Raw genomic sequence first — 4652 nt, 5'->3', positions numbered from 1 at the left:
AAGAAAAACAAGAAGAAAAGTGTGAAACAAAATCTTTTACAGTGCTTGTTAAATGAGCGTGTTTTGTGTGCTGTTATTGGAAATTTGTGATGTTGTTTGATAAATTAAATTTATGAAACGACCGTGTTTAATAACATCATCATTTCATTTATTATAAGACAATTATATAGGAATATCTTACATTTAACACAACAAAAGAGGCTAGGACAAAAGTCGAAAATTAGCAGAATTTAGCTAACTATAAAATAGAAAAACCGCATAAAATCAACGTTTTCAAAAACGAATTTTATGCGATTCCTCTATTTTAGAGACTTTTGTCCCAGCCTCTAAATGTTAATAAAATCAATGATAAACACCTATTAAAATAAACCGATTTTTCAGGACTGTAACTAAATTTCTATAGTTGATCACCAATTACATAAAATCTTTCAATTGCTTGCTCCGACGCGGATGACGGAGTTTCTTCAAAGCCTTTGCCTCAATCTGCCGAATCCGTTCACGCGTTACCTTAAACTGCTTACCAACATCTTCCAAAGTGTGCATACGACCGTCATCCAAGCCAAAACGCATGCGCAAGACATTTTCCTCACGGTCAGTCAATGTATCCATGACCTCATCCAACTGCTCACGTAACATCACACGATTGGTATAGTCCACAGGACTTTCAATCGCATCATCTTCAATAAAATCGCCTAGATGTGAATCATCTTCCTCACCGATCGGTGTTTCCAAAGACACAGGTTCTTGCGCAATCTTCAAAATCTCTCGAACACGTTCAGGTTTGAGATCCATTTCCTTACCAATCTCCTCAGGACTCGGATCACGACCTAAATCTTGCAAAAGTTGACGCTGAATCCGAATCAGCTTGTTAATCGTCTCAACCATATGCACAGGAATCCGAATCGTCCGCGCTTGATCCGCAATTGCACGCGTAATCGCTTGACGAATCCACCAAGTCGCATAAGTCGAAAACTTGAACCCCTTAGTATGGTCGAACTTATCAACCGCCTTCATCAAGCCCATATTCCCCTCTTGAATCAAATCAAGAAACTGCATGCCACGACCACTATAACGCTTAGCAATTGACACCACCAAACGCAGATTCGCCTCAGCTAGCATCTGCTTAGCCATTTCACCCTCTTCACCACCTGCGACAATGGCTTCAGCTAGACGAGTTTCCTCATCAAACGCCAGCAACGGAAAACGACCAATCTCTTTCAAATACATACGGACAGGATCATCAATCCGCACATTCGTCACGATTTCTTCAATTTCCTCATCAGCAGCTTCTTCATCAACTTTAGTCTTTTCAAGCGCCATAACCGACGGATTGCCGTCCTTATCAACAATCGAAATGCCCGCATCCTGAATCTTCGTCAACAACTTCTCAATTGCCTCCGCATCTAACTCAAACTCCGCTACCAATTCAGTCGTAATATCATCATCAACCGCCTGAGCAATTTTTTTATGATCACGAATAAATTCCGCAACCGCCACGTTAAATGCTTGACCAATTTTTTTATTTACTTTAGTTTTTTCTGCCAATATTATACCCCATCCTGTTGTTTATGAGCAATGATTTGTAAGGTTAATTGTAACTCCAATGCCTTATTTCCAGCCTGTTTTGCTTGTTCAAGCTGCCCCTTGAGCGCCTCTAATTGTGATTGTTTTGTTGCCTTGACGAAATTTTTTAGCAGGTCTTCAATTTCCTGATCCGCTACCTCATCTGGCACATTGACAGATGATAAAATTTCATAAAATGTTGCTAACTCTTCATCTACTGAACGTTCTGTCAAATGAGCCGACAAAATCGGCTCGTCCACCTTCTCCAAAGTTTTCAGCACCTCAAAAAGTTGTTGATAACGTTTGTGTACAAACTGAAAATTCGGCTCCGACATAATTCTCTTAAGTACATGAGAATGGTAAATCATCCGATGTAATAAATGACTTTCCGAAATTTCAATCCGCGACAACTTTTGAGGCGGAGAAAACATTACCTCTTGTAACTGAAACTGTGCTTGTTGCTGGACTGGTGGCTGAAATTGAAACTCAGAAACATCCTGAAAATCAGGCAAATAGCCAAACTCATCAGATAAAGGTGGCGGTGCCAAGCCATCATCAAAATAAAACTGTTCCTCAGAAAGTATCTCTTGCCTTTCAACAACATTTTGCCGTCGCTGATTGACAGCAGCCTCTACTTGATTATACTCGAAATCAGGCAAAATCTCAACTAATCTCTTAACATACGCATCTTGCGCCGTCAAAGATTTAACCGCAGCAATTTTCGCTGCCATTAAATCAATAAATTCAAGTTGTGACTGCAAATTTGATAAATTTTCAGGGCGTAGATAATCCATGAGAAACTCAACTGGCGCCAAACGGCTATTGACCATTAAAGGCGCAAGCGCCCTAGGATATAGCTTGTTATACTCATCAGGATCAAGCCCATCAGGAATCCGAACAATCTCAACCTCATCATTCGCCTCTAACAAATTCAAAGCCTTAAAAATCGCATTCTGACCTGCCTTATCGCCATCATAAACCAGAACAAATTTCTGCGCCAACTGCCTAAGTTTCTTGACATGCTCAACCGTCAACGCCGTCCCCATACTCGCCACGACATTAGAAAGACCATTCTCAGCCGCCGCAATAACATCCATAAAGCCCTCCATAAGATAAACTTCATGCAACTTTTTGATACTATTTTTAGCTTTGTCAAGGTTGTACAGCGCTTCAGATTTGTTAAAAATTGGTGTCAACGTAGAGTTTCTATACTTAGCCAATTGCTTATTATCTAAATCTTCCGACCGCCAAATGCGACCAGAAAAAGCAATAACCTGTCCAAACTCATTATTAAGCGGGAACATAATCCGCCCCCGAAAACTATCAAAAATTCGATTTTCAGCAAAAGTCACTAAACCAGAATTTGCAAGTACAGCTTCCTCAAATTTATGCTTAACACTCTGATAGAAAAAATCAAGGTCAGACAAACTCAAACCAATATTAAACTGTTCAATCATAGCATCTGAAATACCACGCTCAGCCAAATATAAGCGAGCCTTAGCTCCCTCCTCAGTCGAGGTCAACATCGTATGATAAATCCGCGCCGCCTGATTATGCAAATCATAAAGTGCCTGATTCGGGTTCTCCCGCCTTGGCGACTCATCAACCGTAAGCTCAATTCCAGCAGAATCAGCAATCTCCTTAACCGCCTCAATAAAAGTCTCCTGCTTATATTCCTCCAAAAATCTGAACACATCGCCCGACTTACCGCAACCAAAACAATGAAAAAACTGCTTAGCTGCATTCACATTAAAACTCGGCGTTTTCTCCCCATGAAATGGACACAAACCCAAATAATGCGTCCCAGATTTCGACAAGTGAACATATTGTGAAATCACATCAACAATATTAACACTAGCCTTAATATCAGCAATTTTTTCCTTATCAAGACGAGCCATAACACCTCATTCCTCCCCAAATATAAGGGCAAAAAAACGTCTATTCAACAATAGACGTATCCGACGGAGAAGACAGGATTCGAACCTGCGCACCGATTTCTCAGTCTAACGATTTAGCAAACCGTCCTCTTGAGCCTCTTGAGTACTTCCCCAACTTCTTTATTATAACATATTTCTATTCTTTTTGAAAGTCAAAACTAACAAAAATGGGCACAAGTGGACTCGAACCACCGACCTCACGCTTATCAGGCGTGCGCTCTAACCAGCTGAGCTATGCGCCCTTAAATCGTCTACAACTAACGAACTAAGGTTTACTAGAATACTGAAACTAACACAAAAATCACTCACTAAACAATGTATGTTTTTGCTATGCACAGTATACTAAACAAACTGGAACATATCATGGCAAACAGCATCAACCAGTTGACAACAAAGAAATACAGACAATGACACATCATCAAACCAGTAACAGCATGCTCAGTAAGTCAATCATCTACCACAAAAAGTAGAAAGCGGGTGACGAGAATCGAACTCGCGTAGTTAGCTTGGAAGGCTAAGGTTCTACCATTAAACTACACCCGCAACGCCTTAAATAAGGCAAATATGGCGCGAGACGGAATCGAACCGCCGACACATGGAGCTTCAATCCATTGCTCTACCAACTGAGCTACCGAGCCAAAAAAATATTCAAAACAGGTAAAGGTAAGCATTACACGTCAAACAAACTTTTGATTCCTACCAACCAAGTTATTTCAAGCAAAACTTGAATAAAGATAAAGGAGGATGTGGGATTCGAACCCACGCACGCTTTTACACGCCTGACGGTTTTCAAGACCGTTCCCTTCAGCCAGACTTGGGTAATCCTCCAAAAAGTGGACCTTGTTGGACTCGAACCAACGACCGCTCGGTTATGAGCCGAGAGCTCTAACCAGCTGAGCTAAAGGTCCAACTGAAAAAAATAAAATAGCGGCGAAGGGGATCGAACCCCCGACCTCCCGGGTATGAACCGGACGCTCTAGCCAGCTGAGCTACACCGCCTAAGTGTAAAAATGATGTTACCATCAATCGGGAAGACAGGATTCGAACCTGCGACACCTTGGTCCCAAACCAAGTACTCTACCAAGCTGAGCTACTTCCCGAATTGTTTAACGTTAGTCAAACACTCTATATGTTCAATTACTTGTCTTGACT

The 4652-nt window shown here is 41.2% G+C and carries 2 protein-coding genes and 8 tRNA genes; all 10 read right to left on the bottom strand.

Annotated features, from left to right (window positions below; genetic code table 11):
- Window positions 1–414: 414 nt before the first annotated feature.
- On the bottom strand, window positions 415–1548 hold the full coding sequence (rpoD, locus tag Hs30E_RS10520; RefSeq protein ID WP_371864154.1) for an RNA polymerase sigma factor RpoD: 1134 nt from the start codon (window positions 1546–1548) through the stop codon (window positions 415–417).
- Window positions 1548–3461 (bottom strand): DNA primase, encoded by a 1914-nt coding sequence (gene dnaG / locus Hs30E_RS10515; RefSeq protein ID WP_172209887.1) that lies wholly within the window; start codon window positions 3459–3461, stop codon window positions 1548–1550. Before dnaG ends, rpoD begins: the two co-directional genes overlap by 1 nt.
- Before the next feature lie 64 nt (window positions 3462–3525).
- Window positions 3526–3613, bottom strand: a tRNA-Ser gene (locus tag Hs30E_RS10510).
- A gap of 55 nt (window positions 3614–3668) precedes the next feature.
- A tRNA-Ile gene (locus tag Hs30E_RS10505) sits at window positions 3669–3742 on the bottom strand.
- Between the two features lie 230 nt (window positions 3743–3972).
- Window positions 3973–4043, bottom strand: a tRNA-Gly gene (locus Hs30E_RS10500).
- A gap of 22 nt (window positions 4044–4065) precedes the next feature.
- Window positions 4066–4138: transfer RNA gene (locus Hs30E_RS10495), tRNA-Phe, on the bottom strand.
- Window positions 4139–4238: 100 nt separating this feature from the next.
- Window positions 4239–4328 (bottom strand) — tRNA-Ser (locus Hs30E_RS10490).
- A gap of 6 nt (window positions 4329–4334) precedes the next feature.
- Window positions 4335–4408 (bottom strand) — tRNA-Ile (locus tag Hs30E_RS10485).
- A gap of 17 nt (window positions 4409–4425) precedes the next feature.
- Window positions 4426–4499, bottom strand: a tRNA-Met gene (locus Hs30E_RS10480).
- A 27-nt stretch (window positions 4500–4526) separates the two neighbouring features.
- A tRNA-Pro gene (locus tag Hs30E_RS10475) sits at window positions 4527–4600 on the bottom strand.
- Window positions 4601–4652: the final 52 nt, after the last annotated feature.

The organism is Pseudolactococcus hodotermopsidis (assembly GCF_011170085.1).
GTDB lineage: Bacteria > Bacillota > Bacilli > Lactobacillales > Streptococcaceae > Pseudolactococcus > Pseudolactococcus hodotermopsidis.
The sequence above is the reverse complement of the archived record's forward strand: the minus strand, read 5'-3'. Positions and strand labels throughout refer to the sequence as shown.

Excerpts from the sequence above, each read along its gene's own strand:
- dnaG (WP_172209887.1), bottom strand. The coding sequence starts at position 3,461 with ATGGCTCGTCTTGATAAGGAAAAAATTGCTGATATTAAGGCTAGTGTT.